At 62.6% G+C, this 26415-nt stretch carries 25 protein-coding genes; 14 read left to right on the top strand and 11 right to left on the bottom strand.

Annotated features, from left to right (window positions below):
* Positions 1-7: 7 nt before the first annotated feature.
* A complete protein-coding gene (gene map / locus CGLAUT_RS07650) occupies positions 8-913 on the top strand; it encodes a type I methionyl aminopeptidase (protein ID WP_290184407.1) in 906 nt (301 codons plus the stop codon).
* A gap of 103 nt (positions 914-1016) precedes the next feature.
* Here the strand turns inward: map and CGLAUT_RS07645 are convergent, their stop codons facing one another.
* The 4 genes from CGLAUT_RS07645 to CGLAUT_RS07630 all read right to left on the bottom strand — a co-directional run bounded on the left by CGLAUT_RS07645 (position 1017) and on the right by CGLAUT_RS07630 (position 4459).
* Positions 1017-1454, bottom strand: coding sequence for a hypothetical protein (locus CGLAUT_RS07645; protein WP_290184405.1), 438 nt, complete (start codon positions 1452-1454; stop codon positions 1017-1019).
* 51 nt (positions 1455-1505) lie between these two features.
* The gene (locus tag CGLAUT_RS07640; RefSeq protein ID WP_290184403.1) at positions 1506-1916 is read right to left on the bottom strand and encodes a hypothetical protein; all 411 of its coding nucleotides are present in this window, start codon (positions 1914-1916) and stop codon (positions 1506-1508) included.
* Positions 1917-2069: 153 nt separating this feature from the next.
* Entirely contained in the window at positions 2070-3482 is a 1413-nt protein-coding gene (mtr, locus tag CGLAUT_RS07635) for a mycothione reductase (RefSeq protein ID WP_290184402.1), read from the bottom strand.
* Complete coding sequence (locus CGLAUT_RS07630) at positions 3464-4459, bottom strand: alpha/beta hydrolase (RefSeq protein ID WP_290184401.1); 996 nt, start codon at positions 4457-4459, stop codon at positions 3464-3466. Before CGLAUT_RS07630 ends, mtr begins: the two co-directional genes overlap by 19 nt.
* Before the next feature lie 135 nt (positions 4460-4594).
* On the opposite strand from CGLAUT_RS07630, the gene mqo reads away from it, so the two are divergent.
* Positions 4595-6124 carry a malate dehydrogenase (quinone) gene (gene mqo / locus CGLAUT_RS07625; protein WP_290184400.1) on the top strand — a complete coding sequence of 510 codons (1530 nt, stop codon included), beginning with the start codon at positions 4595-4597 and terminating at the stop codon, positions 6122-6124.
* Here mqo and CGLAUT_RS07620 read toward each other — a convergent pair.
* Positions 6121-7350 carry a protein adenylyltransferase SelO family protein gene (locus CGLAUT_RS07620; RefSeq protein ID WP_290184399.1) on the bottom strand — a complete coding sequence of 410 codons (1230 nt, stop codon included), beginning with the start codon at positions 7348-7350 and terminating at the stop codon, positions 6121-6123. The genes mqo and CGLAUT_RS07620 overlap by 4 nt on opposite strands.
* A 24-nt stretch (positions 7351-7374) precedes the next feature.
* Here CGLAUT_RS07620 and cobA point away from each other — a divergent pair, with 24 nt between their 5' ends.
* Together cobA and CGLAUT_RS07610 are read left to right on the top strand one after the other, a co-directional pair.
* Positions 7375-8115: a uroporphyrinogen-III C-methyltransferase gene (gene cobA, locus CGLAUT_RS07615; RefSeq protein ID WP_290184398.1), complete on the top strand. Its 741-nt coding sequence runs from the start codon at positions 7375-7377 to the stop codon at positions 8113-8115.
* Positions 8099-9082, top strand: coding sequence for a class I SAM-dependent methyltransferase (locus CGLAUT_RS07610; protein WP_290184397.1), 984 nt, complete (start codon positions 8099-8101; stop codon positions 9080-9082). Before cobA ends, CGLAUT_RS07610 begins: the two co-directional genes overlap by 17 nt.
* Before the next feature lie 263 nt (positions 9083-9345).
* Here CGLAUT_RS07610 and CGLAUT_RS07605 read toward each other — a convergent pair whose 3' ends face one another.
* From CGLAUT_RS07605 to CGLAUT_RS07585, 5 genes are all read right to left on the bottom strand, one after another.
* Positions 9346-10107 carry an NAD-dependent deacylase gene (locus CGLAUT_RS07605; protein WP_290184395.1) on the bottom strand — a complete coding sequence of 254 codons (762 nt, stop codon included), beginning with the start codon at positions 10105-10107 and terminating at the stop codon, positions 9346-9348.
* A gap of 21 nt (positions 10108-10128) precedes the next feature.
* Positions 10129-10803, bottom strand: a complete 675-nt coding sequence (locus tag CGLAUT_RS07600; RefSeq protein ID WP_290184393.1) for a thermonuclease family protein — start codon at positions 10801-10803, stop codon at positions 10129-10131.
* A 12-nt stretch (positions 10804-10815) separates the two neighbouring features.
* Positions 10816-11550 (bottom strand): DUF1648 domain-containing protein, encoded by a 735-nt coding sequence (locus CGLAUT_RS07595; RefSeq protein ID WP_290184392.1) that lies wholly within the window; start codon positions 11548-11550, stop codon positions 10816-10818.
* A 37-nt stretch (positions 11551-11587) separates the two neighbouring features.
* Entirely contained in the window at positions 11588-12709 is a 1122-nt protein-coding gene (locus CGLAUT_RS07590; RefSeq protein WP_290184391.1) for an ATP-binding protein, read from the bottom strand.
* 81 nt (positions 12710-12790) lie between these two features.
* Positions 12791-13462, bottom strand: coding sequence for a YaaA family protein (locus CGLAUT_RS07585; protein WP_290184390.1), 672 nt, complete (start codon positions 13460-13462; stop codon positions 12791-12793).
* A 30-nt stretch (positions 13463-13492) separates the two neighbouring features.
* Between CGLAUT_RS07585 and CGLAUT_RS07580 the strand changes: the two genes are divergently transcribed.
* The 3 genes from CGLAUT_RS07580 to CGLAUT_RS07570 are packed head-to-tail and all read left to right on the top strand — an operon-like array spanning position 13493 to position 17693.
* The gene (locus CGLAUT_RS07580) at positions 13493-15295 is read left to right on the top strand and encodes a proline--tRNA ligase (protein WP_290184389.1); all 1803 of its coding nucleotides are present in this window, start codon (positions 13493-13495) and stop codon (positions 15293-15295) included.
* 5 nt (positions 15296-15300) lie between these two features.
* Positions 15301-15939, top strand: coding sequence for an ABC transporter ATP-binding protein (locus CGLAUT_RS07575; protein WP_290184388.1), 639 nt, complete (start codon positions 15301-15303; stop codon positions 15937-15939).
* Positions 15940-15959: 20 nt separating this feature from the next.
* Positions 15960-17693: an FtsX-like permease family protein gene (locus CGLAUT_RS07570; RefSeq protein WP_290184386.1), complete on the top strand. Its 1734-nt coding sequence runs from the start codon at positions 15960-15962 to the stop codon at positions 17691-17693.
* On the opposite strand, the gene CGLAUT_RS07565 is transcribed toward CGLAUT_RS07570, so the two are convergent.
* Positions 17690-18493, bottom strand: coding sequence for a hypothetical protein (locus CGLAUT_RS07565; RefSeq protein WP_290184385.1), 804 nt, complete (start codon positions 18491-18493; stop codon positions 17690-17692). The two genes, CGLAUT_RS07570 and CGLAUT_RS07565, sit on opposite strands and share 4 nt — an antisense overlap.
* A gap of 31 nt (positions 18494-18524) precedes the next feature.
* Here CGLAUT_RS07565 and rimP point away from each other — a divergent pair, with 31 nt between their 5' ends.
* From rimP to CGLAUT_RS07530, 7 genes are all read left to right on the top strand, one after another.
* On the top strand, positions 18525-19067 hold the full coding sequence (gene rimP / locus CGLAUT_RS07560; RefSeq protein WP_095660180.1) for a ribosome maturation factor RimP: 543 nt from the start codon (positions 18525-18527) through the stop codon (positions 19065-19067).
* Between the two features lie 3 nt (positions 19068-19070).
* A complete protein-coding gene (nusA, locus tag CGLAUT_RS07555) occupies positions 19071-20075 on the top strand; it encodes a transcription termination factor NusA (protein WP_290184382.1) in 1005 nt (334 codons plus the stop codon).
* Positions 20076-20181: 106 nt separating this feature from the next.
* Positions 20182-20523 carry a YlxR family protein gene (locus CGLAUT_RS07550; RefSeq protein ID WP_290184381.1) on the top strand — a complete coding sequence of 114 codons (342 nt, stop codon included), beginning with the start codon at positions 20182-20184 and terminating at the stop codon, positions 20521-20523.
* A 122-nt stretch (positions 20524-20645) separates the two neighbouring features.
* The gene (infB, locus tag CGLAUT_RS07545; RefSeq protein WP_290184380.1) at positions 20646-23531 is read left to right on the top strand and encodes a translation initiation factor IF-2; all 2886 of its coding nucleotides are present in this window, start codon (positions 20646-20648) and stop codon (positions 23529-23531) included.
* A 152-nt stretch (positions 23532-23683) separates the two neighbouring features.
* Positions 23684-24121, top strand: a complete 438-nt coding sequence (gene rbfA, locus CGLAUT_RS07540) for a 30S ribosome-binding factor RbfA (RefSeq protein WP_095660176.1) — start codon at positions 23684-23686, stop codon at positions 24119-24121.
* Between the two features lie 9 nt (positions 24122-24130).
* A complete protein-coding gene (locus tag CGLAUT_RS07535; RefSeq protein ID WP_290184378.1) occupies positions 24131-25102 on the top strand; it encodes a DHH family phosphoesterase in 972 nt (323 codons plus the stop codon).
* Complete coding sequence (locus tag CGLAUT_RS07530; protein ID WP_198304871.1) at positions 25103-26398, top strand: MATE family efflux transporter; 1296 nt, start codon at positions 25103-25105, stop codon at positions 26396-26398.
* Positions 26399-26415 lie beyond the last annotated feature (17 nt).

The raw sequence follows: 26415 nt of genomic DNA, 5'->3' as shown, positions 1-26415 counted from the left end.
TGGTTCCATGAACCAACGAGGATTGTTGACCCCCGGCAAACCAACACCGATCCGCAGCGTGCCCAAGTCGATTGCACGGCCCGAGTACGCGTGGAAGAGCACGGTGCAGGAGAACGTCGGGGAGCCGTTTGTTCAAACCCCCGAAACCATCGAAGCGATGCGGGAAGCAAGCAAGATCGCTGCGAACGCGTTGGCCATCGGTGGTGCGGAGATCAAGCCGGGCGTGACGACGGATCACGTCGACGGCATCATCCACGAATACTTGCTGGATCACGGCGCATACCCTTCGACGCTGGGATACCGGGGTTACCCCAAATCAAGCTGTATCTCCTTGAACGAGATTGTGTGCCACGGTATCCCGGACACTACCGAGATCCGCGAGGGAGACATCGCCAACATTGATGTCACCGCGTTCAAGAACGGTGTGCACGGCGATACGAACGCGACGTTTTTCGCAGGTCAAGTTGCAGAGGAACACCGCCTGCTGGTGGATCGGACCTACGAGGCGATGATGCGTGGCATTAAGGCGGCCAAACCCGGCCGCGAGATCAACGTGATCGGCCGCGTGATCGAGTCCTACGCCAAGCGCTTCGGGTACAACGTGGTCACCGACTACACCGGCCACGGGGTTGGCACTACCTTCCACAACGGGCTCGTGGTGCTGCACTACGACTCCGATGCTTACCGAGATGTGCTGGAGCCGGGTATGACGTTGACCATCGAGCCGATGATCAACCTCGGCAGCTTGGAGCACACCGTCTGGGACGACGATTGGACGGTGCAGAATGTGGACGGCGAATACACCGCCCAGTTCGAGCACACCATTGTGATCACCGAGGACGGCAACGAGATCTTGACGATTCCCGACGTCGACGCGGCGGCAGGCCAACACATGCTCGGCGAGGCAAAGTAGCGCGGGGCGCGCTCCGCGGAAGCAATCCGAAATGGCAAATGCTCCTGTCCATACTGGACAGGAGCATTTGGTTTGGTTTTATAGCTCTAGGCTACGGAAGCGCTTATGCCGGGAGCAGGCCGTTGAACTTCGCGAAGTTCACGCCAGCGATGACGAGGCCGAGCACAGCGCCGATAGCTGCGATGACGGTGCCGTCAACCCAAATGCGTGCCCACTGCGGCATATTCTCGGAGTTGGTCTCCTTGCCAAAGGCGTCGCGACCGTCGAAGCGCTGTTCGGTGTCGGTGTTGGGCAGAGCGCGGGAGGAGCCAACGCCCTCAGAGGAGCCCTCGAAAGCGTCCGAGATGATCTCGCTGGATGCCTTGTCGGTCTCCTGCTCGAAGCCCTTGAAGATCGAGTCGGTCTGGTCGCCGGTGTGCAGGACGGTGCGGTCGGAAGCGTCTGCCTCCGGGGTGGTCTCAGCGACTGCGGCGGTGGTGCCGGAAACGATCAGTGCGAATGCGGTCGCGGAAGCGGCAGCTGCGGTGCGGAAGTTACGCATCAGATTCCTTCTTTCTAAAGGTGGGTGGAAGTGGTTGCGGAGATCCGCGATTTAGAGGCCGTGGACAACGAAGTTGTACAGCGGAGCGACGATCAGGCCGAACGCAGCTGCAACGGAAGCGAAGATGGACAGGCCGTAGAGGATCTTGGCCCAAACCGGCTGCTGCTCGAAGGTCTCGGACTCGCCTGCTGCCTCACCCTTGGAGGAGCCGAAGATGGCCGGGCCGTATGCGGTCTGGTCAGACTCAATGCTGTTGCCGATGCGGGAGGACAAGGAGCCCTCACCTTCAGTCGGCTTCTGAGTGCCGTTTGCAGCGTCCTTCTCGGTCTCGGCGGAGGACGAGGAAACGGTGATGTCGTTGGAGGATGCAGCGGCATCCTCAGCCAGAGCGACAGAGGTGGAGCCGAAGGCGACAGCAACGGCGGTGGCGCCTGCGAAGGCTGCCTTACGGAGGTTACGCATGAAACGAAGTCCTTTACGGGTAGTGCTTACTCGGATCCTGGTCACAAAGGAGTTCCCCCAATGACCAGGTGTCGTCGCTCACTATAACGGTAAGTTCTCAAGATCGCACAAATGGGATAGGAATTCATTCAAAGGTTTAGTGCCAGCTGAGAGTTAGCCCTCAGCGAACGTAAGATCTAGCCCAAGAATTGCATTCTCGGTCACTTCAGCGAGTGCGGGGTGGATCCAGTACTGCTTCCGCGGTACCTCGCGCAGGTCGAGATCGAAGGCCATGATCGTGATCGCCTGTTGAATCAGGGTCGAGGCCTGAGGGCCCATGTAGTGGGCGCCGAGCAAACGCCCGGTTGTCCGATCTGCGATCAATTTGACCATGCCGGTGGAGTCTTCCAGGGCCCAGCCGTAGGCGACATCTCCGTAGTTCTGCACCTTCACCGTGATGTCGTGGCCGGCTGCAACCGCCTGATCTTCGGTCATTCCGACAGTGGCGATCTGCGGATGCGTGAACACGGCCCACGGGACGTGATCGTGCGGCATCGTTCGAGTCGGGGCTTCGCCGGCGAACGCGCTCACAACGTTGGCGGCTACGGCGCGCGCTTCTGCGTTGGCCACGTGCTTGAGCTGATAGGGCGAGGACACGTCGCCGAGTGCCCAGACACCCTCGGCGGAAGTGCGGCCGTACTCGTCGACCTGCACGCGTCCGCTGGGATCCAACTCAACTCCGCCAACGGGAGCGTGGAGAAGGTCGCCGTTCGGGATGCGGCCCGTGGCAATAAGAAGGTGTTGGGAGGTGACCACGGAGTCGTCGTCAAGCAAAAGCTCGATGCCCCCGGAAACCTCGCGGGCGGAGACGACATTGCCCCGCTTCACGTTGAACCGCTTTTCGGCAAGGTCGTTGAATTGCTCGCCGATGGTGCCATCGAGGGCGCGCAGGAATGGTGAGCGCGAGACGATAGTGACCTCGGTGCCGAGCGCTGCGAAGACGTGCGCGAATTCCATCGCGATGAAGCCGCCACCAACAATGGTGAGGGATTCGGGCTGCTCCGGCAGACGCATGATGTCGTCGTTGGTGTGGTAGGTGACCCCCTCGGCCCAGTCGGGGATGCGTGGGCGCGAGCCTGCGGCGAGGATGATTTGATCCGCGGTGATGGTAGCCGCTTTGCCGGCTTGGCCGGTGGTGAGCGTGCGCTCGCCGACGAAGCGGGCGGGCATGTCGTAGACGTCGACGTTCGGGCAGGCATCGCTGCGGCGGTACTCTTCGCCGCCGGCGGCGATGAGATCGATACGGTTGGTGAAGACGCGATCGACGATGGCGGGCCAATCTGCTCCCTTGAACTCAAGGTCGATGCCGAGGCGTGCTGAATCGCGGGCTTCGAACGCGGTGTCAGCGGCGAGGACGTACATCTTGGTCGGGATGCAGCCGACGTTGAGGCAGGTGCCGCCGAACTTGCCCTGCTCCACAATGGCGACCCGCTTATCGTCAAAGCGCTCGTCCAGAATGCTGTTGCCGGACCCGGTGCCGACGATGATCAGGTCGTAATGCGTTGCGTTCACAGTTGCTCCAGCCATTCGATGGTGGTTTTGAAAGCGACTTCGCGCGCGAATGGTTCGGAGAGGAATACGTCGTGTCGCGCGCCGTCGATAGTTTTAGTTTCGGTTCGGTGAGCTACCTGTGGTGCCCATCTACGGATTTGTTCGACATCGAGCACCGTGTCCGCGGCATCCGCGGCGGGGGAGTAGTCCTCGCCTAAATACGAGTGCGAAGACATCATGGTCAAGGTGGGGGCGCCGGTATCGACCTCGCCGCTGTGGATCTCTTCTTGGGCTTTCACGACCGCGCGGATCCACCCCATATATTTGCGGTGCCCGTCGAGCGGCTTCATTTCAGTGTTGAACTTCCACTCGCCGTGCTGGCTCTCGTGGATCGAAGCCCCGTAAGCGCCAAGCCCGCCGCTGGGCAGCGGCATAAGTGGAATGACTCGACCGAGGAGCTTGATCACTGGGCGCCCGAGACGCACAACGAGCGGAGGATACTGCAGATCCAGCCACGGGCTGTCCAGAATCATGCCCTTCAGCTTCGCGTGGTTGGCGGGGTCTTCGCGGCGCAGGTAGTCCGCCCACAGCGGCGCGATGAGACCGCCGGTGGAGTGGGCAAGCGGAACTACAGAGCCGTGCTCCTGGGCGATAACCTCGAGCGCCCACGATAGCTCTGGAAAGTAATGCGCCATATCCGTGGTGTAGTGCCAGCGCTGGCCGCGAGTACGGGCCCTGCCGCAACGACGTAAATCAATGGCGTAGAACGGGTAGCCCTGCGAGGTGAAGTACTCCGCAACATGGGTTTGGAAGAAGTAATCCGACATCCCGTGGATCCACAGCAGCGCCGGTTTGGCCGGGTCAACGTTGGTATTGCCCGCGGTGGCGCGCACCAGAACCGCACGAACTTCCTTTCCGGTGTCCGGATCCTTACCGAGCTCAAGCACGGCCTGCTCGTAGCCGTCTCCCAAGATGTCCGGCGTCCACGTCGGCTCTAGGTCTTTCGAACTCATGACCCCGATACTAGCCACCTTTGCGGGGCACTCGGGTGTGGAGGCGTATTGTGGTTGAAGCATGAATGTTTTACGCAAAATGTTGCGCAAAACACACTTACGACGGACGGTAGACACACGAAAAGGTGACCAGAAATGGCTAACAAGCGGGATAAATACGATGACGAGGTAGATGTTCTGCTCATCGGCGGCGGCATTATGAGTGCCACATTGGGTGCGATGATTCACGCTCTCGAACCGGGCTGGAGCCAGGTGGTCTACGAGCGACTTGAGGGTCCGGCACAGGAGTCTTCGTACCCGTTCAACAACGCAGGCACCGGCCACTCTGCGTTGTGCGAGCTGAACTACACCCCGGAAAAGAACGGTCGCGTGGACGTGTCAAAGGCTATGGCGATCAATGAGAAGTTCCAGCTGTCTCGCCAGTTCTGGTCGCACCAGGTGGGCGCGGGCGTACTGCCGGATCCCCGTGGCTTTATTAATCCGGTGCCGCACGTCTCCTTTGGCCAGGGCGAGGATCAGATCGCCTACCTGCGCCGCCGTTATGACGCGTTGTCGGCGAACCACATGTTTCCGAACATGCAGTTCACCGATGACCAGGACAAGTTTGCCCGAATGCTGCCACTGATGGCTGAGGGCCGCGATTTCGACGCTGAGCCGGTGGCTATCTCCTGGACAGACGCGGGCACCGACATCAACTACGGTGAGCTGTCCAATCAGTTCTTCAACGCCGCAAAAGAAAACGGCACCGAGATCCGCTACGGTCACGAGGTGACCAACCTTAAGCGCGAGGGCAACTTCTGGAAGGTCAACGTTAAGAACCTGCGCACTGGCGACAAAAAGGTCACTCGCGCACGCTTCGTCTTCGTCGGCGCCGGCGGCTACGCGCTCGACCTGCTGCGCAAGGCCGGTGTCCCAGAGGTCCGTGGCTACGCGGGCTTCCCGATCTCCGGTATGTGGCTGCGCACCACCAACCCGGAGCTGGTGGAGAAGCACCAGGCCAAGGTCTACGGCAAGGCAAAGGTCGGTGCTCCGCCGATGTCGGTGCCGCACCTGGACCTGCGCGTGGTGGATGGCGAGCAGTCACTGCTCTTCGGACCGTACGGTGGCTGGACGCCGAAGTTCATGAAGGAAGGCTCGTACCTGGACCTGTTCAAGTCGATCCGCCCGGACAACATCCCGTCTTACCTGGGTGTTGCAGCAACGAACCTGAACCTGGTGACCTACCTGGTCCAGGAGGTCTTCCGCGACTTCGACGGCAAGATGGAGGTGCTGCGCGAATACTACCCGGAGGCCGATCCGAAGGACTGGGACGAGGTCGTTGCAGGCCAGCGCGTGCAGGTGATCAAGCCTGCGGCCGCGCCGAACTTCGGCACCCTCGAATTTGGCACCGCCCTGGTCAACGACCAGAACGGCACTATCGCTGGCATCCTCGGCGCTTCGCCTGGAGCATCGATCACCCCGGCGGCGATGCTGGAGCTGCTCGAGCGTTGCTTCGGTGAGCGCATGATCGAGTGGGGCGACAAGCTCCACGACATGTTCCCGACCTACGGCAAGTCGCTAAAGCACGACAAGCGTGCGTACGACGAGCAGTGGCAGATGACGCAAAAGACGCTACGGCTGGATGAGAACCACCACCTCGACGATACGGCGGGTGCACACGTCTAAGTTCCGCAGAACGTCGTGTATGGGAAGGCGCCTTCGGGCGCCTTCATCCATTCTGGGCCTGCTTCCGGGTTGTACGGATCTGCCACCGCTGCCAAGAGCTCGAGGTAAGGATCGAGGTTGTCGCGCAGCTCCGCCTCCTGGATCGCTGCTTCAAGCATCCGGTTTCGCGGAAGAAACAGGGGCCCAGGCTTATCGACGATTCCGTGTTCCCGGTTGTACGTCGCGATGTCCTCAGCCTGCTCAAGGCCGGTTTGGTGCTCACCGATCCACGTGTCCCAGTGTTTCGCAAAGCGGTCCGGGATGGTGAGCACGATGTCCTGCGCCTCTTGGTGGTCCACTACCGGCGTGAGCGCTTCCGCGAGCCGAGCGAGGTTCCACGCGATAATGTTCGGCTGGTTGCCAAACCGGTAGCGCCCGGTGGTGTCGATGGAGGAGAACACCGCGTCACCAGCGAAGCGCTCGGTGAACGCGCACGGGCCGTAGTCGATGGTTTCGCCCGACAGTGCTGTGTTGTCCGTGTTCATCACCCCGTGAACAAACCCGATGCGCATCCACTGACACACCAGGTCGAGTTGACGCGCAATCACGTCGTCAAGCAGACGCGCACCGTCGGTGTAGCCCGCCGCTTCCACGACCGCCTGCACCAGTTCGGCGCTGCGAGTCGCCGCGTATTGCACTGAGCCGACGCGCAAATGCGACTGCGCGACGCGCACGACGATGCCAGCGGGAACTTTGCCTTGCTGGCGGATCACTGTCTCACCGGTGTCGAGCACCGCGAGCGAGCGGGTGGTGGGCACGCCGACGGCGGCCATGAACTCGGAGACCAGGTATTCCCGAAGCATCGGGCCGATCGCACCCATCCCGTCGCCGCGCCGCGAGAATGGGGTGAGGCCGGAGCCTTTGAGTTGGATCTCGAAGCGAGGGCTACCGACCTCGGCAGGCGCTGCGGGAAGGTCGCCGAGGAGTAGGGCGCGGCCGTCGCCAAGCAATGGGACGAACTGGCCGAACTGATGCCCTGCATAGGCTGTTGCGTGGCCACCTTCGCTTCCCGCAAGCCACTGGATACCTTCCGGGGTGCGCAGCCACTGGGTGTCGAGGCCGAGTTCGCGCGCCAGCGGCTCATTGAGCACGACGAGGCGGGCATCGGGAAAGTCAGTGCCGTCGACGGCAACGGTCATATCCGGCAAAGCGTCGGCGAGCGTGTGGGTGAGCTCAGGTCGGGTCATGGCTCCACCCTAAACTGGTTCACTATGGAGAACGGACACATTACCCTCGTCGGCGGTGGGCCAGGCGCGTGGGATCTGCTCACCGTGCGAGGACTTCGGGCGCTGCAAGCTGCGGACGTGATCCTAGCTGACCACCTCGGCCCAGCCGACCAGCTAGCCGAGTTCGTGGACTTGGCTGGCAAGGAAGTAATTGACGTGGCGAAGCTGCCGTATGCGCGGCAGGTGACGCAGGAACGGATCAATGAGTTGCTGGTGACCCATGCGCGCGAAGGCAAGCACGTGGTGCGCCTCAAAGGCGGCGACCCGTACATTTTCGGTCGCGGGTTTGAGGAGCTCCAGGCCTGCGCCGCTGCAGGGTTGGAATGCTCGGTCGTGCCCGGTGTGACTTCCGCAGTGTCGGTTCCTGCGGCCGCGGGTATCCCGGTCACGCAGCGTGGGGTGACTCACGGGTTCAGCGTGGTCACAGGCCACTTACCGCCAGGACATTCGGGTTCACTGGTGGACTGGGAAGCACTGGCTCGGCTCGGCGGGACCATCGTGGTGGTGATGGGTGTGCGCAACGTGCGGGCGATCACACAGGCGCTTATCGACGGCGGACTGCGCCCGGAGACACCCGCGGCAGTGATTCAAGATGGCGAGACAGCTGCTCAACGGGTGTACTTCGCGGATGCATCGACGTTGGCGGATGTGATGGAACGCGAAGGCATCACTTCGCCAGCCGTGTACGTGATTGGAGAGGTGGCTGGCCTTGCGCACGCTGGATAGCCTCATTTTGGGCACCGCGGCCGATACGCTTGCGCAGGCGAGCACGGTGCTGGTCTGCGATGACCCGACGGGAGATCTCGAGCGTGCCGCGCTTGAAACCGGCGCACGGGTGCTTCTGCTGGATTCAGATTACAACCGTTGTCAAGCAGCTGCGGATGGGGTTGAGGTCGCTGGCGATACGCGGCTGGATGAGTTCCTTGGTGGTGCGGGCGTGGACGGGCCGTGCGTGGCGGTAGGGGAGATGCCGAAATCGCTCGGCCGCGTGGATTACCTGGCGGCGTCGATCGCGGCCGCGGGCATCGCAGAAGCAACCGTCGTGTTCGGCGGAAACAACAAACACCTCTCGCGCTCGATGAATGAGACGTTGGCAGCGTCGTTCACCGATGTCGCCGCGTCGCGTGGGCGTGGAAAGTTCCGCTGCCTGGTTGCCTCCGGGCCGCGGGAAGTGGCCTTCGAGCCGCGCCGGGCAGATGGGTTCGTCGCGTTCGGCGGCGTCTTCTCGGGAGCGAAAGAAGACCGCGGTGGGGCGATGCTGCGACAGGCGCTGCCCTCGGAGCTGGGGCGGTTCTTGGATCTTGGGTGCGGCAACGGGTCGGTTTCGCGGGGGCTTGAAGGCGCCGTGTCAATCACCGTGTCAATCACCGCCACCGACTCGGATGCGGATGCGGTGCTTTCCGCGCGAGCGATTGGCCTCGACGCGACGTGGGACGACGCGGGTTCGCGCTTCGATGACGCGTCCTTTGACACGGTTGCGCTGAATCCACCATTCCACGACCGCGCCGCAGTTGATGCCACGCAGGTACAGCACTTGCTGGATGCCGCAGCGCGACTGCTTTCACCGGGCGGTCAACTTTTCATGGTGCATAATTCGCACCTGCGGTACCGGGGCGAGGTAGAACGCCGGTTCAGCGCTGTGGAGCAAGTCGCCCGCGACACCACGTTCACCGTCCTGCGCGCGGTGCGGTAACCATCGCGTCCGCTTTGTTTTTTGTCTGAACCCTTACTTGTCGAAGGTTCCATCCACTGAGCGAGCACGTGACTCAAGTTAGGATGCCAAGAAAAGTGGGATTCCAGCAACGGCATGGGGGTGTGCCCGCGGAAGAGTTATCCGCGTGGCGAGAGACTGTCCACCTATTTCGGTCTCCAGCAAACGCAAAGAGACTCATGGAGTCTCTCGAAAACGCCCGTGCGGGTCGATTTGAAACCCACGATCTCGGCCTCGGTGACTAGCTAGCTCACCGGAAGAATCTGGGGCAGCGCGCGAGCGGCGGTGTCCTCGACCACCACCGTGGCCAGGCGCGACAGGTCCGTGCGCATCGGGGTGACCTCGATGATCGGGATCTCGCGGGCGTGCGCCATCATCGGCAGACCGGCAGCGGGAAAGACCACACCTGAGGTGCCAACGATTAACACCGCGTCGGCGGTTTTCATACGCTCCTCGGCGATTCGCCATTCTTCCTGCGGAAGCGCCTCGCCAAACCACACCACTCCGGGGCGGACCAATCCACCGCAGACGGGGCATTCCGGCGGGTGAACGGTCGGCACCTGTTCGGTCGGGATGTCAATCGGTGCGCTGAAGGGTTCGTCGCAAAGCGAGCAGCGAAACTCGAACAGCGAACCGTGCAGGTGCGCGACTTCCTTGCTGCCTGCCCGCTCGTGCAGGTTGTCGATGTTTTGGGTGGTGACTGTGGCCCCGGGCGTGTTTGCGATCGCGATGTGGCCGGCGTTGGGTTCCGCCTGCTGCACGAGGTGGGCGCGCCAGAGATACCAAGCGAACATCGTGTCCGGGTCGATATGCCAAGCGTCGATGGATGCCATGGCCTGCGGGTCGACATTCTCCCAAAGACCGGTCACGGCATCGCGGTAGGTGGCGATGCCGCTGTCGGCGCTCATGCCCGCGCCGGTGAAAACCTCGATGTGGCTGGCCTTGCTCAGAATCTCGCGTGCTTGCTCGTGCGTGCTGGAGGTGCTGGACGTGTTGGGGGTGCTCATGGCCCCGAGTGTAGGGCGAATTTACAACGAGTCGATGTACTCTAGCGCCTGCTCGCGGTAGGTGAAGTTCTTCGTGCGCTCCACCGCGTCGCGCATCACGTCCTTGTAGAAGGGGTCCGGATCCTTCTCGTAACGGGCTTTGGCCTGTTTTGCCACCTCGGTCGGTAGCAAGCACTCGTCCGGCACCGCGTGGATGCCCAGGTTGTGCTGCTTCGCATAAGCTTCAGCTGCCTGGAGGCGGGCGGTGTACTTCACGTTCGGCGGATACTCCACGGCCCGGGCCCAGCCCGCTTTGACAATCTCCTCGTTGATGAACGTGCCATCCGGCAGGAACACGGCGCCGAGATCGCGCCCGTACTGGTCCTGCCGCTGCACGTCATACTCCAGGCGAATGTCCGTGCGCGGCCACAGGGTGGTGTATAGGTAGTCCTTCGACTCCTCGTACAGGCACTCGCTTTGCTCCGGTGCGTCGATACCGATCAGACGTATTCGCGTCGGATCCTCGGCCGGCTGGATATCAAAGGTGTCTCCGTCGATGACCCGAAACACCAGTTCCTGGTCGGGCTTGGAGCCAAACTTGGCCAGCACTGCCAACACTGCGGTTACAGCGAGGACAACAATGAGCAGCGCACCAAGCACCAGCGCATCGCGCTTCATGTTGCGCCGCTTGCGGTTGAAAGGTTTGCGGGTGCTCACTGGATCACCGCCCTACGCCAGAATCGAAATGACAAGAATGCCGATCATCATGCCCACCAACGAGAGCGCGATCCGCGTCAGCGCACGTTTGCCTGCCGGGTGCGCAGTGTTGATTTGCAGTTTGCCCGGCTCAGCCGGCAACACCGCCACGGCCGTCGGATCCTCGGGCGCTGAGTACACACCCATCCCAGCCTTCGTTCCCAGGCGCTCAATCCGGATCCGCTCCGCCTGGTCCGGTTCGATGCGGGTGAAGCCCTCTTTCGCGGTCCGGTGCAGGCGCCACGCAAGCACGAGGGTGAAGACCATGAACGCGCCAAACAGAATCAGAAAGGACCAGGTTGAGATCGGCGCGTCAGGAAAAATGAGCATGATCTGGACCACCGCCAGAAGGACAGCTGCACCGAGCACAACCTGAGCCAGCATCAGGTTGGTCGTCTCGTGCAGCCACTCCGCGCGCTTCGCCGCAGTCTCGGAGAACGGAAGTTCGCCGCCTGCAGGTTGATCGTGTCCAATGCGGGCCAAGCTTATCGACGGCAGCGTTGCCGCCACCCCAACCGTGATCACTAAGCCGATCAGCGTCACAGCCGTGACCGACAGCCAAGTTTTCGGCGCCCAACTGTCGATCTCGCCGGCGGGGCCGATGTGCATCGGCACTGGATCCGGGATGGCGTCCCACCGCAGAAACACATAGGCCAGTACCGCGAGGTAAATGATCACAGCAGCGGTATACAGGGGTTTCGCGCGCATGGAAACTACGGTAGCAGCGCCTCCTACACGCGCTTCGCTACTGCACTCGGCGCGGTCGGCGCTGGTCGCGGATGTATTCGCCGAGATATGGCTGCGCAAACTCCACTTTGCCCCAGCCCGCGGGAGTGATGAGGTCGCGGTCGATGAGCTTGCTGCGTGTATCGCTCAGCGACGTTGCTCGAATACCCAGCTCTTCTGAAATTTCGGCGGTTGCTACAACCCCGTCGGGTGCGCGCAAGGCGATGGAGGCCATCGCTTCAAGGTATTCCCGTTGGCGGTGCGGTACTTCCCGCAGTGCGGGTTGGTGCACTTGGGTACCGAGGCGGTCGATTGCACGCGGCATTGCATCCTCAAGGGCGCGGTTGTCTAGCGCATCGAGCCCCATTCCAACTGCGCTTTCCCACGCCAGATACCCCGTCAGCTGCACGAGGTAGGGGTAGCCCTGACTAAACGCGGCGGCATCTGCGGCGCTAGGGAACTCGAGGCCACCTTCCTTGGCAGTACCCGCCAGCGCTTGTTCCGCGTCCTCGAGCGTCAACGGGCCGAGTTCATAATGTCGGGCTCGCCGAAGAAAGGTCGCGCCGGGCAAGTTGAGAAGCTCGTTGATCCCCAGCGTCAGACCGGCCATGGCGACGGCGACAGGGAGGTCATCGCGGACCAGATCCTGGTACGCGATTGCAACCTGGGTGAGGTCTTCAGCGGAGACGTCCTGGATCTCGTCGATGGTGATCAACACTCCGGTGTCTTGCAGCCGATCGATGAGGTCACGGAGCTGAGTAGTGAGTCGCTTCGAGGGCTCCTGGCTTTCCACCTGCGTGCTCACCGACCCGATCCCTGCGATAGAGATGCCGGTGACCCTGCGGCGGGTGGTTTGATCCAGGCTCTCGATCGCTTCTGGAATGGCCGACTCAACGAGGACTCGTGCAATGTCTTCTCGTGCAGATGCTCGCAGCACCAACCAGCCGCGCTGCTTCGCGATATCCTCAAGCTCAGTCAGCAGCACCGTCTTTCCAATGCCCCTCGATCCGGAGATGAGAATGGAGCGGTCTGGGTTGCCGGGTGCCCCGTCGACTGCGCGAGCGAAATCCTCCAGCACAGCATCGCGGCCGGCCCAGACCCGCGGGCTGGCACCGAAAGTGGGGCGGAACGGGTTATCCATGAGCCTGAGAATACCCGGCGCGATTGATAAATTGATAAATTGATAAATTGGCTCCCGTTGATAAATTGATAAATTGATAAATCAGACGACGAGCGTGAGCTGAGTTCCGTCGACAACAACGTTCATTCCGGCGGCGCGAGCAACGTCCGCAACCCCCTCCGCTGAGTCAACCTGCGGCCCGAGCGCCAGCACCCTCGCGAGCTCACCCTTGTACTGCTTGTTGAAGTGGCTGACCACCTTGCCGTCGCGCTCCACACGTACTGTCACCGCGCCGGGCACAGGCCCAAGCTGCTGGTACGCGCCAGATCGCAGGTCCACTACAAAGGGCTCAGCACCAAGCGCATCGCTTATCGACGGCCCCCACCACGTCTTCATCGTCTTGCCGGCAACTTTGGAACCTGCGGAGAGGCGGTAGCGCGGGAGCATGTCGCCCGCGCGCACGAGTCCGAACAGTGCAGAACTGACGGCGAGGCGCGATAGCGCGGAATCGGGGAGGGTGGCGGCATCCAAGGCGTCGTAAAGCACGCCCGTGTAGCGATGGATTGCGGGCATGACCGGAGCCTCCCGGAGCGAGTGATTCTCTTCCGCCTCGTGGCGCTTCGACGCTGGTGCGTCCATCTCCTCGATGGGCGTGTGGGCGAGGGCGTCGATAAGCGAATCCCTGATCCCGTTAAACTCCGGAAACGACAGCTCCATCGGGTCGTTGACTCCTCCGGGCGCTTTGGTTTCGGACGGGGGAAGCACGATGAGCATGCGAAAAACCCTAGCGGTAAACTTCCCCGCATGATCACACGCCTCTCCACCTTGTTCCTGCGCACGCTGCGCGAAGATCCCGCCGATGCCGAGGTGCCCAGCCACAAGCTGCTGGTGCGCGCTGGCTACGTGCGACGCGCAGCGCCGGGTGTGTATTCCTGGCTGCCGCTGGGGCTGCGCACGCTGCGCAAGATCGAGGGCATTGTGCGCGAGGAGATGGACGCGATGGGAGCGCAGGAGCTGCTATTCCCGGCGCTGTTGCCGCGTGAACCGTACGAGGCGACGAACCGCTGGACCGAGTACGGCGATGATCTGTTCCGCCTGCAGGACCGCAAAGGTGCGGACATGCTGCTTGGGCCCACGCACGAGGAGATGTTCACCGCCGCGGTGAAAGACCTTTACTCCTCGTACAAGGACTTCCCGGTCACGCTCTATCAAATCCAGACGAAGTACCGCGATGAGGCGCGCCCGCGTGCGGGCATCCTGCGCGGGCGTGAGTTTGTGATGAAGGACAGCTACTCCTTCGACATGACCGATGAGGGGTTAGATGAGTCCTACGCCGCGCACCGGGCGGCGTACCAGCGGATATTCGACCGAGTGGGCCTGCGCTACGAGATCTGCAAGGCGACTTCGGGCGCAATGGGCGGATCTGCGTCGGAAGAGTTCCTCGCATATTCCGACAACGGCGAGGACACGTTCGTGGTCTCCACCGCGGGCGACTTCGCGGCAAACGTTGAGGCCGTGACCACTGTGGTGCCTGAAGCCCAAGCCTTTGAAGGCCTGCCGGAGCCGGTAGAGCACGACACCCCGGCCTCGGAGACCATTACCGCGCTGGTGGACTGGGCGAACAGTGCGCAGGTGCTTGTCGACGGCCACGAGGTCACCGCCGCCGACACCCTCAAGTGCATGGTGGTCAAAGTGGATGACCCGCGCGCTGTGACCGAGGGCGGCGAGCCCGTCGGCCCGCAGCTGACCGGAATTTTGATCCCAGGCGACCGCGAGCTCGACGAGAAGCGCCTCGAGGCCTCGCTCGAGCCGGCGACCTTTGAGCTGGCCAGCGAGGAGGACTTTGCCAAGTCGGGCTTTTTGGTGAAGGGCTACGTTGGCCCGCGTGCGCTGGCTGCAAATGGCGTGCGTGTGCTCGCCGACCCGCGCGTGGTCGACGGCACGAGCTGGATCACCGGCGCCGATGCGCAGCAGAAGCACGTGGTGGGCCTGGTTGCCGGCCGCGACTTCACGGTGGATGGATTCATCGAGGCCGCAGAGATTAAGGAGGGCGACCCCTCGCCGTCCGGCAACGGCACGCTCGAGCTTGCGCGTGGTATCGAGCTGGGCCACATCTTCCAGCTGGGTCGCAAGTACACCGAGGCCTTCGACGTGCAGATCTTGGACGAAAACGGCAAGCGTGCCGTGCCCACCATGGGCTCCTACGGCATTGGCGTGAGCCGCATGATGGCTGTGGTGGCCGAGCAGCGCCACGACGACAAGGGCCTGGTGTGGCCGGTTGCCATCGCGCCGTACCAGGTGCACGTTGCTGTCGCGAACAAAGACGCCGCAGCGCTGGAGGCAGGGGAGCGGTTGGTCACCGAGTTCGACGCCGCCGGCCTCGAGGTGCTCTTCGACGACCGCCCGAAGGTATCGCCTGGCGTGAAGTTCAAGGACGCTGAGCTGCTGGGCATGCCGTTCCTGGTGATCCTGGGCCGCAGCTTCGCCGACGGCATCGTGGAGCTGCGTATCCGCGGCGGTGAAACCCTTGAGGTTCCGGCGGACCGCATCGTGGACCAGGTCGTCGAGCTGGTGCGCAAAGAGACTGCGCCGCTAGCGGGGAAGTAGCCACAATGAAACTGCAGTGGAATTCAGTTGAGTATCGGTACGCCAAGTACGCAGACCCGGTACTTCGGGGGGTGTCTTTTGCTCTGGAGAACCCTGGAATCTACGTGATTACGGGGCCGTCCGGATCTGGTAAATCGACAGCGCTGGATATTCTCGCTGGCTTGCGAGTGCCGCAATCAGGTGAAGTAGTCATCGACGGTGAAAGTGCACGTAAATGGTCTGACAAGCAATGGGCATCGTGGCGGGCTGGCAACGTCGGCTACGCCCCTCAAGCACCGACCCTCTTGCCAAGTCTGACGTGCGCGGAGAACTTGGCCCTGGCGGTTGATGTCGCCGGGGGTGGTATGGATACTACGCAGCAAAGTGCAATACTCGACCAGCTGGGAATGGGAGAGTATGCGTCTGCGTACCCAAGTGAACTTTCGGGTGGGCAGCAACAAAGGGTTGGTTTGGCTCAGGCTCTGGCGAAACAGGCGCCGCTTTTGCTTCTCGACGAGCCGGTGAGCGCTCTCGACGGGCATAACATTCAGCGGGTTGAGACCTCATTGGTTCAGGCAGCTCAGGCCGGTTCGATTGTGGTGTACTGCTCGCACCAACAGCTCTTCGGCGGAGCCTCTGACGTGCTGATTGAGATGGGCGCATGACTGCCCTAGCAACCGAGCCTATGAAAGTAACGCCGCAGCGTGCATACCAGCAAGAAGTGCGTACCACAGCGCGCCCGTACATCGGCGGATTGGTTTTTACCGCCGTCATTATCGGCACACTGGTAGGCACGATCTTCTACACCGCATTCTCTGAGGGCGGAGACTCTGACCTGAAAGCGGGGATGACAAACCTCAGCCTCATCGGCACCATTCCAACGCTTATCGGTGTGCGTTTGGCGCACCAGAACTTCATCCTTGACCACCGTGAAGTGGTTGCAGCTCTACGAAACCTCGGGATGAGCAACGGTTTCTTCCGACGCCAATTTCTGCGCCAAGGTCTGTTTCTAGTCCTGCTGGCAACGGTATCTGCAGTCGTACTCGGGCGACTGATTGTCCGGCCGTTCTTGGCGTTAGTGCTACTGGGCATGAATAAGGAACTGCCGTATCAGTGGGGATCACCGCTTCAGGTAATAATTCCGACCTTTGTAACACTTCTCACCATCTATGTGGTTTCGCTGGCCCCACTCAACGCGTTTAAGGTGTTGGAGCAAAACACTGCACACGCCACTTCCGGCGCGAAGACAACGCGGATGAAGCTTCGGGGCGGAATCACCAGCGTGCTCGCAGCGTTTGCCCTCGGGGCGGGAGTGTGGAGCGCTGCTGCAGGGGCGTCGACAGCGGCGTTCGTACTTCTGTTCTTCACCAGTCCGTTCCTCGCGCTGGCTATATCCCGGCCGCTTGGAGCAATACTGGGGCGAGGGCTGTCACGCTTGTTGCACCTAGTGTCGGGTTGGTCGCCGGCAACGCTGGGTATCCGTTCTGCGGGAGTTGCCGGGACCCTCAGCCGGATCGGGTTGGTTTCGCTAGTAGTTGCAATCCCGCTTGTGGCTTTCACCTGGGTTGAATCCTCCCTCGCTGCTACCCGTCACTACTCGGCGGAGAAGATTCACGCTGTCGACATCGTGGTCCAGCAGGACTTGCGGCTCATTCCCGCTGAGGAAGCTACCCAACTCTGCGACAACCTGGGGGAGCAGTGTCAAGGAGTGATCTCGTGGCAACCATCGGATGTCTACGACTCCGGGGAGACATCCGTGCCGATGGACCTCGCCACCGACTACACCCTTGCGGGCTCGTCTCCGGAGGTGCTGAGCGCTTTCATCGCTGACCCGACTCCAATTGATGCAGTGAACCCGTTCCGTCTTGACTTCATGCAGCTGTTCGCCGCGGTTTCGCAGGAACCGCCTGTAGCACCGCAGTGGGCACTGCTTGTTGCGAATCCAAACGCGGCGCTCCCGGACGGCTACACATCGATCAGCTCTCACGACTGGGTGAGAAAGAAAGCCTGGAATTCGCAGCTCTACTACGGACCAAACGGCGACGGCACTGCTGGCTTCATCCCGCTGTCCGCGTACATGCTGTTGGCTACCTGCGTCATCCTGGTCGTCTCAACACTGGGCAAGTTGGCGGGGTTGCGACGCTTCTTCTCGCCCCTGGACATACTCGGGCGAACCCGCCGGAGCATTGCATGGTCGAGCTTCTGGGCGCTACTTTTTCCTTATGCCATCGGAACCCTCGCCGCTGTCATCGCTGCATTTTGGTACGCGGCAGTGGCGCACACGGTAACCACCGGCACCTTGGGGGCGTTTGTCCCGTTCATGCCGGCTGGGCTCTGGGTACTGTTTGCTGTGGTGTTTATCGGCACAAGTATGACCGCTTTCATCCCAGCACCGGATGAAGAGTCGCGTTCAGCTTAAACCCGCCTCGCGTGCGCCGCGAGAAGGATCGCATCGTGCATAAACGTTGCTTCCTCCGCGTTCGCCGCTGCAGCAGCGGTCTCGTCGATCACCGCGCGCTGCAGGGCGTCGACAAGCAGTTGTGCTTCCTCGAGTGTGGTGGGTTCGGTGTGGCCCTCCACGAACTGGTAGCCGGGGGAGGGCGCAAGGGATCCGTCGTCGAGCGGGATGCTCGGGGTGAGCGCGTCGGTGCGTTCCCGCGACGCCTCCCGTAACACGGCAATGCGCTCGCGTAGCGGGTCATCGGCAAACGCAAGCGCGAACCCGAGTCCGTACTGCAGCTCCGCCTCGCGCTGAACCACGGCCGTGGCGTGAGTGATGTCGGCTTCGCTGGTCAGCGTCGCTGAACCGACGTTGTCCAGCGCTACCGGCTGCATCGCTGTCGCGTCGATAGCTTGCTCCACGGCTAGCGCCACCGATTCCTTGGGCAACCGCGGCGCAGTGTCTGCCGTGAGAGACACAAGCTCCTGCGCCCCAATGCTGGCGGGGAGCTCTGCGTCGTCGAAGTTCACTGAGCACGACGACGGAGCCTCGCCCTCTGGGGTGATCCCGCACAGCCGCAGCGCTTCGGCCTTGAGTGCATCGGACTGCTCTGTGCGCAGCTGCCGGTAATCCTCGGTGGCCCCGCTCGGCAACCCGTCGGCATGAGCTTGCTTCGCCAGCGCCATGACTTCCTTATTCGGGCGCGGCCCCACCACATCCATCACCGTGCAACCCCCGAGCAACAACACCAGCGGAACGGTAATGAGCAGCTTCTTCACCCGCAAAACGCTACACGATAGGCTGGAGCGCATGGCATTTCCCAGCACAGAAGAGCTCACCCGGCTCATCGCGCCCGTCGCGGAGAAGCACGGGATGGATCTTGAGAATCTCCGCACGGTCAAGGCAGGCAAAAAGTCGCAGGTCGTGGTCGCCCTCGACTCGGATTCGCGCCCGACCCTCGACGAGCTTGAGGTGGTCAGTCAGGAGCTCTCTTCGCTTTTCGACGACCTGGAAGACGCCGGAGAGGTCAACTTCGGCGCAGGTTACACGCTGGAGATCACTACGCCTGGGGTGGACCTGCCGCTGACCGTGCCGAGGCACTGGCGCCGTAACCGCGGCCGCCTCGTCGACGTGGACGGCGAGACCTACCGCATTGGCGCGCTCAGCGACGACGAGCGAGAGCTCGTGCTTGTGGAAGCCGGTAGCAAGGCACCAAAGGTGTTCGTGCGGCCGGTTTCCGAGATGCCTAAATCAGTGGTAGAAGTTGAGTTCAATGCTGCTCCCGTCGCAGAGGTGGAGCTGGCGGAACTGTCGTTTGAGGAGGCCTCGAAGCTCGAGGCCGGTGAGAGGTAATAAGTGAATATTGACATGGGCGCCCTCCGGGCGATCGAGCGTGACCAAGGCATTTCCTTCAACGAGCTGTTGGAGACCATTGCCAACGCGCTGCTGTGGGCATATCGGGACTACCGCGAGTACCCGCTTGAGGACGGCTCGAAGGCGCGCATCGACATCGACACGGACACCGGCGACGTGACCGTCATTGTCACCGAGCTTGATGACGACGGTGCGGTGATCTCCGAATACGACGACACCCCGGTGAACTTCTCCCGCATCGGTGCCGTTGCGGTCCGCGATGCAATTAAGAAGCAGCTGCGCACGGCTGAAGCAGGCCGCGTGTACACGGAATACTCGGGCCGTGAGGGCCAGGTCGTCTCCGGCGTGGTGCAACGGGACGCAAACAAGGAAGCCCGCGGCATCACCGTCGTCCAGATCGGCACCGAGGCGGACCCCCAAGACGGCATCCTCTTGCCGGCAGAAAAAATCCCCGGGGAGCAGCTGATCCACGGCGACCGCGTGAAAGCGTACGTCGTTGGTGTGAACAAGGGCGATCGCGACGTGATGGTGCATTTGTCGCGCACCCACCCGGAGCTCGTGCGCGGTCTGTTCGCTCTCGAGGTGCCGGAGGTTGCTGACGGGTCGGTGGAAATCATCGCCATCGCCCGCGAGGCCGGACACCGCTCGAAGGTGTCTGTCCGCGCCACGGTCAAGGGTGTCAACGCCAAGGGTGCGTGCATTGGACCGCGGGGTGCGCGCGTCACCAACATCATGGAGCAGCTGGGCGGGGAGAAAATCGACATCATCGATTACTCCGAGGATCCAGCGACATACGTGGGCAACGCGCTCGCGCCGTCGAAAGTGATCAGCGTCGAGGTGGTTGATGCGGAGACCCAGACTGCGCGGGTCGTCGTGCCTGACTATCAACTCTCGCTAGCAATCGGCAAAGAGGGACAAAATGCGCGCCTCGCTGCGCGGTTGACGGGGTGGAAGATCGACATCCATTCTGACGCCGACGCGCGCTGAGCTGGAACTACAGTTTCCCCGCGATTTGGCGTAACCTTGGATACGGCTTAGAACCGAATCCAGCGCGGGATGGAGACATCCTCGCAGGGCTAGCAGAAAGGTGTGGATGGACGCTCACGCAGAACACGCTGAGCGCGTCCTTCCGATCCGGATCCGCACGTGCATTGCCACGCGCGAGCAGCTGCCCGACACCCGTTTACTGCGGGTGGTCGCCGACCCGGACATGCCGGGGCGGGTCGCTCCTGACCCGTCGCGGTCTCTGCCGGGCAGGGGAGCGTGGATTAAACCCACGCTGGATGCGTTAGAGCTTGCGGAGGGGCGACGGGCATTCGCTCGCGCGCTCCGTATGTCTCCCGCGGCGTCAGCAGCGGTAGACGTGAGTCAAGTACGTACGTACCTCGTACACGCATCGAACGACCCACATGACGATAGGAAGACCGAACACTGATGAGTACGCGACCATGAAGCAGCATCAGCGATGAAAGTCACTGACCACTCCTAGGGGCAGATAGCTTCCCGCCGACACCACGTTGGCAAGCACATGCTCCTAGCAAACCAACAAGGAGACACGTGCCCGGAAAGCTACGCGTTCACGAACTGGCAAAACAGCTCGGCGTAACAAGTAAGGAACTGCTCGCCACCCTCAAGGAACAAGGCGAGTTCGTCAAGACCGCCTCTTCCACCATCGAACCGCCGGTGGTGAAGAAGATGAAGGCCTACTACGAGGCCCAAAGCGGCGACGGTGCAGAAAAGGCGGAAAAGTCGGAAAAGGCCGACAAGGCCGACAAGGCATCACCAAAAGCGGATGCGAAGAAGGCTGCGCCGAAGCCCGGCGCCGCGAAACCAGCGGCGGCGAAGACCACGGCTCCGAAGCCTGGTGCTCCAAAGCCAGCCACTGCGAAACCGGCCGCTGCAAAGCCTGCGGCACAGGCAGCGAAGCCTTCGCCCGCCACCCCGGCGGCACCGAAAGCCGCCGCAAACACTAGCGAGGCCGCCCCTGCCGCCTCTGCACCTAAGCCGGCGCAGGCTGCTTCGCCGAAGCCTGGTGCCCCGAAACCTGCGGCACCGAAGCCTGCAGCACCCAAGCCTGCTGAAGGCGGCCCAACCCCGGGTTCAATGCCGCGCCCGATGCCGAAGCCTGGTGGGCGTCCGCGTGTCGCAAACAACCCGTTCTCTTCCAACACCGGCGGCGCCCGTCCGGCACCGCGTCCGGGTGGCGGTCGAGGCGGCCAGCAGCAGGCTGGTCGCGGTCGAGGCCCGGGTCAGGGCCAGGGTGGTCAGCGCCCAGGCGGCGAGCGCCAAGGTCAGCGACAGGGCCGTCCGGGCCCGCGTCCCGGTGGCAACCGCCCGTCGCCAGCCGATATGGCCGCGCACCCGAGTCCCACGCAAATGCCGTCCAAGTCCGCGAACGCGGGCCGCGGCGGTCGCGGTGGCCAGGGGGGTCCGGGTCGTGGTCGTGGTGGCCAGGGTGGTCCGGGTCATGGTGGCGGACCGCGCGACGGCTTCCGTGGTGGTCGCGGTGGACGCCGCGGCGGTACCGCCGGTGCGTTCGGTCGCCCGGGTGGTGCCCCCGGTAAGCGTCGCAAGTCGAAGGGCCAGAAGCGTGCTGAGTACGAGGAGATGCACGCACCGAACGTCATCGGTGGCGTTCGCTTGCCCGACGGCGGCGGTGCAACCGTTCGTCTGCGTCAGGGCGCAACCCTGTCCGACCTGGCAGAAAAGATCGGCACTGAAGCGTCGAACTTGGTGCAGGCGCTGTTCAACCTCGGCGAGATGGTGACTGCTACGCAGTCGGTGTCCGAGGAGACCCTGCAGCTGCTGGGTGCGGAGATCAACTACGAAGTTGAGATTGTCTCGCCGGAGGACGAGGACCGCGAGCTGCTCGAGTCCTTTGACCTGCAGTTCGGTGAAGACGAAGGCGGCGAAGATGCGCTCGAGCAGCGTCCTCCGGTGGTCTCGGTCATGGGCCACGTCGACCACGGTAAGACCCGCCTGCTGGATACCATCCGTCAGGCAAACGTGGGTAAGGGTGAGGCCGGCGGCATCACCCAGGGCATCGGCGCGTACCAAACTACCGTTGAGCTGGAGGATGAGTCGCGCACGATAACCTTCCTGGATACCCCGGGTCACGAGGCGTTTACAGCCATGCGCGCCCGCGGTGCGAAGTCGACTGACCTCGCGATCCTCGTGGTAGCGGCAGACGACGGTGTCATGCCGCAGACTGTCGAAGCGATCAATCACGCCAAGGCGGCTGAACTGCCGATTGTGGTTGCGGTGAACAAGATCGATAAGCCAGAGGCGCAGCCGGACAAGATCCGCGGCCAGCTCACCGAGTACGGTCTCGTGCCGGAAGAGTACGGCGGCGACACGATGTTCATCGACATCTCCGCAAAGCAGAACATGGGTATCGACGATCTTTTGGAGGCCGTCCTGCTGACCGCAGACGCGGCCCTCGAGCTCACGGCGAACCCGGACATGGATGCTCAGGGCTTGGCAATCGAGTCTCACCTGGACCGCGGACGTGGCCCGGTGTCCACCGTGATTGTCCAGCGCGGTACATTGCGCGTCGGCGACTCCATCGTCGTCGGCGGCAACTTCGGCCGCGTGCGTCGCATGGTCGACGAGTGGGGCAACGACGTCGAGGAAGCTGGGCCGTCGCGTCCGGTGCAGGTTCAGGGTCTCAACGGTGTTCCTGGCCCGGGTGACAACCTGCTCGTGGTCGAGGACGACCGCGTGGCTCGCCAGATCGCTGCGCAGCGCGATGCCCGCCACCGCGCCGCGATGCAGGCTCGCACCAAGAAGCGCGTCTCCCTGGAGAACCTGGACCAGGCGCTCAAGGAGACTAGCCAGCTCAACCTCATCCTCAAGGGCGACAACGCCGGTTCCGTCGAGGCACTGGAAGAAGCCCTGCTCAAGATCGAGGTGGACGACGAGGTCGAGGTCAACATCATCGACCGCGGTGTCGGTGCGGTGACCCAGACCAACGTGCTGCTCGCTGCGGCTTCGGACGCCGTCATCGTGGCGTTCAACGTCCGCGCTGAAGGTAAGGCCACCGAAGAGGCCAACAACGAGGGCGTGGAGATCCGCTACTACTCGGTGATCTACCAGGTCATCGATCAGGTTGAGGCAGCGCTTCGCGGCATGCTCAAGCCGATCTACGAAGAGCGCGACCTTGGCCAGGCCGAGATCCGCCAGATCTTCAAGGCCTCCGCAGTGGGTCTTATCGCCGGTTGCATGGTCACCGACGGCTCCGTCAAGCGCGGTGCCAAGGTACGCCTTGTGCGCGACGGCAACGTGGTCACCCCGGACGCGACGATCGACTCGCTGCGTCGCGAGAAGGACGACGTCACCGAGGTTGCCAAGGGCTACGAATGCGGCATGGTCTTGTCCTACCCGGACATCCAGGTCGATGACGTTATCCAGGCGTACGAGATGGTTGAGGTGCCGCGCACCTAGCTGTAAATACGCCGCGTAGATACCGTAAGCCGTACACGGGCGCGGGCCGCTGTCCAGTCAAGGATGGGGCCTGCGCCCGCATGTCGTACCAATGCAGGGCAGGGGTAGGATGATGCGGACGGTTTTGTTCACCAGCAACAAAAGGAGATGACATGGCTGATAACCCACGTGCACAGCGCTTGGCTAAGCAGATTCAGCAGATCGTGGCTACCACGATCGAGCGAGAGGTCAAAGATCCCCGTTTGGAGCTGGTGACTGTGACGGATGTCCGGGTAACCGGGGATCTGCACGACGCGAAGGTGTACTACACCGTGCGCGGTCGCACCCTCGATGAGGAGCCAGACCTCGACGCAGCTGCGGAGGCGCTCAACCGCGCCCGCGGCCAGATCCGCAAGACGGTCGGCGATCAACTCGGTGTCCGCTTCACCCCGACAATCTCGTTCGAATACGACAGCATCCCGGAAGCGTCCGCAGACATGGAAGAGCTGCTCAACCGCGCTCGCGCCCGCGATGCCGAACTGGCGAAGCTGCGCGAGGGCGCCACGCCCGCCGGGGGCGCGAACCCGTACAAGACATCCGGCGAGGGGTAGCCAGATCGAATGGAGTCGTTGTTTCCTGGGGACGCGTCGCGCTTCGAAGCCGTCGCTAAGCGACTGCTCGATGCGCGGAAAGTCTCCGTCGTCGCCCATATCAAGCCCGACGCTGATGCCGTCGGCTCGGCGTGCGGATTAGCCGCTGGGCTGCGGTCGATTGGCATCGAGACCGATGTGTTCATCGGCCAGACCTACCCGCATCCGGGCAACCTCAGAACGGTTCCCGGGGTTGCCACCGTGACATATGGGGGCACCCTGCCTGATGACGGCCTGGTGGTCACCGTTGACTGCGCCTCAATCGACCGCACGGGGCTGCTGGCGGAACCGATTGCTGCAAACCCCGAGCGTGTCGTGGTAATCGACCACCACGAGACCAACCCCGGGTTCGGCGCGACCAACCTGATCGTTGATTCTGAATCGACCACCACCATCATCCGGGAACTGTTTTCCCACCTTGGTGTGGTGATGGATCAGGATATGGCGTACTGCCTCTACGCAGGCCTGGTCACGGACACTGGCAACTTCCGCTGGGGCACCCCACGCATGCATACGCTCGCGGCGGAGCTGGTGTCCTACGGACTCGACACCCGCCAGATCGCGCTGGATCTGATGGATTCCATGAGCGCGCTGGATCTGCGGATCATGGGATCGGTGCTGGCGGACATGCAGACCTACCGCGAAAAGGGTTTGACCGTGAGCGTGATCGCGGTGCCCGCTGAGTCGTTGGCGAGGATGAGCCAAACCGCAGTCGAGCAGATCATCGACTACGCGCGCGCCCTCCAGGGTTCCGATGTGGGCGTGGTGTTCAAGCAGCAGGCCCCGCGTTATTGGGCGGTCTCTCTGCGGTCCTCTGTCATTGACGTCTCGCAGGTAGCGAAAGCGCTCGGTGGCGGCGGCCACGTCCCAGCCGCGGGGTACTCCGCGTACGGAACCCAAGACATGATCACTCGCGAGCTGCTGGCAGCACTTCCCGGTTAAATGACTGCAGCAATCACCCCGCGCCAAATCTTCGCGCTCGCATTGCCCGCACTCGGTGTGCTGGCAGCCAACCCGCTCTACCTTTTGTTGGATACTGCGGTGGTGGGCAGGTTGGGCACCGGCGAACTCGCAGCACTTGCTGCGGGTGCCACTATCCAGTCCACGGTGACCACTCAGCTGACCTTTTTGTCTTACGGCACCACGGCGCGCAGCTCGCGGCTCTTCGGCGCGGGCAAACGCGAAGCAGCGGTTGCCGAGGGCGTCCAGGCCACTTGGGTTGCGGTAGTAGCTGGGCTTTGCTTGTCGACGCTCATTTGGACGCTCGCCCAGCCCATCGCGTATTGGCTGACCAACGACACCGCCACAAGCTTTGCGGCCGCAAGCTGGATGCGGGTGGCCGCGCTGGCCATCCCGCTGACACTGATCATCATGGCAGGCAACGGCTGGATGAGAGGCGTGCAAAACACTCGGTTGCCCTTCAAACTCACGCTTGCTGGTCTCATTCCGGGCGCCGTCCTGCTTCCCGTCCTCGTCGACCGCTTCGGGCTGGTTGGCTCCGCCGTCGCCAACGTGATCGGCATGGGCATCGCTGCCGCCCTCTTCCTCATCGTGCTGGTACGCGAACACGGCCGAAACGGCGGCGGCTGGGCACCGAACTGGTCGATTATTTCCCAGCAGCTGGTGCTCGGCCGCGACCTGATCTTGCGTTCACTGTCTTTCCAGATCTCGCTCCTTGCTGCAGCCGCCGTTGCGGGCAGGTTCGGAGTCGCGGTGCTCGCAGCGCACCAGATCATGCTCCAGTTGTGGAACTTCCTCACGCTGGTGCTCGACTCAATGGCCATCGCGGCACAAACACTCACCGGCGCAGCTCTGGGCAACGGCCAGATTGAGCGCGCGAAATCCGTGGGTGTGCAGGCGGCGCGCTATTCGACGATCTTTGGGCTCGTACTCGCTGCTGTCTTCGCCGTGCTGGCGCGCCCGATCCAGTCGATCTTCACGCATGATGCCGCGGTGTTCGCTGAGCTCACAGTGCCCTGGTGGCTGCTCATCGGGATGATCGTGTCCGGCGGTGTGGTCTTCGCCTTCGACGGGGTGCTGCTCGGTGCCTCGGATGCGGCGTTTCTGCGCAACCTCACCATCGTCTCGGTGCTGGGGACGTTCGTGCCGATCACGTTGCTGTCCGTGCAGTTCGGCTGGGGCCTTACTGGCATCTGGGCTGGCCATCTCGCCTCCGTCCTCCTGCGCCTCGCCGGCGTGGTGTGGCGATTCCGCTCGATGCGGTGGGCACGGGTCTGAGCGTGCGTGCTAGGTAT

The sequence above is a fragment of the Corynebacterium glaucum genome, from assembly GCF_030408855.1.
GTDB lineage: Bacteria > Actinomycetota > Actinomycetes > Mycobacteriales > Mycobacteriaceae > Corynebacterium > Corynebacterium glaucum.
This window is presented reverse-complemented; position numbering and strand designations above follow the sequence as displayed.